Origin of the sequence: Bradyrhizobium hipponense, from assembly GCF_008123965.1 — a bacterium.
GTDB lineage: Bacteria > Pseudomonadota > Alphaproteobacteria > Rhizobiales > Xanthobacteraceae > Bradyrhizobium > Bradyrhizobium hipponense.
In genome coordinates, this window is sequence record NZ_VSTH01000222.1 from 1 (window position 1) to 595 (window position 595).

General features: G+C 61.0%; 1 protein-coding gene. It reads right to left on the bottom strand.

The features are described 5' to 3' along the window. Positions 1-595, bottom strand: a 595-nt coding sequence (locus FXV83_RS40325; protein ID WP_148745593.1) for an IS701 family transposase, incomplete at both ends; no start/stop codon positions are given.

Below are 595 nucleotides of genomic sequence, written 5' to 3' on the forward strand. Positions count from 1 at the left end.
TCGAGCCCGAACTCGTTTTTGGCGGTCTCAAAACTGTCCTCGATCGCCCAACGATGGCCTTCGACTGCGACCAGCGTTTCGATGGCTGTTCCTGCCGGGCACCAAGTGGTGAAGAAGGCAAGGTCGCCATCGGCGATGCGACGACGGATCAGCAGGCCGCGTGTCCACAAGCCGTCATTTGCGCTGTTGAACTGCCCGGCATCGAGATCGGCCAGTTCGAGATAGCACCAATCATGCAGCCTCGGTCCTTTGGTTCCGTCTCCTGCCGACAGGCGTTTCCAGTCGGACGAACGCCGCGTCGAGGCGATGTCGGCGGCGGTGCCGGCGACCGATCGACGCTTGCCCCAGGAATGGAATACATGAGCGCTGCTGACTCCGAGTACATAGCCTTTGCCCGCCTGGCGTAGTTGCTGTTCGATGTCGCCGACACCGTAGACGGTATCGCCAGCAACCCACTCGAATGGGACAGCCGCGGCTATGGCACGTGCGATCATTCTCGTCGCAAGCTTTGGCTTGGTCGCAAAGCCGGTATCGGGGGGCACGTATGCGGCTTCCAGGCGCTCTGGATCGTCGGTCCATTCCTTCGGAAGATACA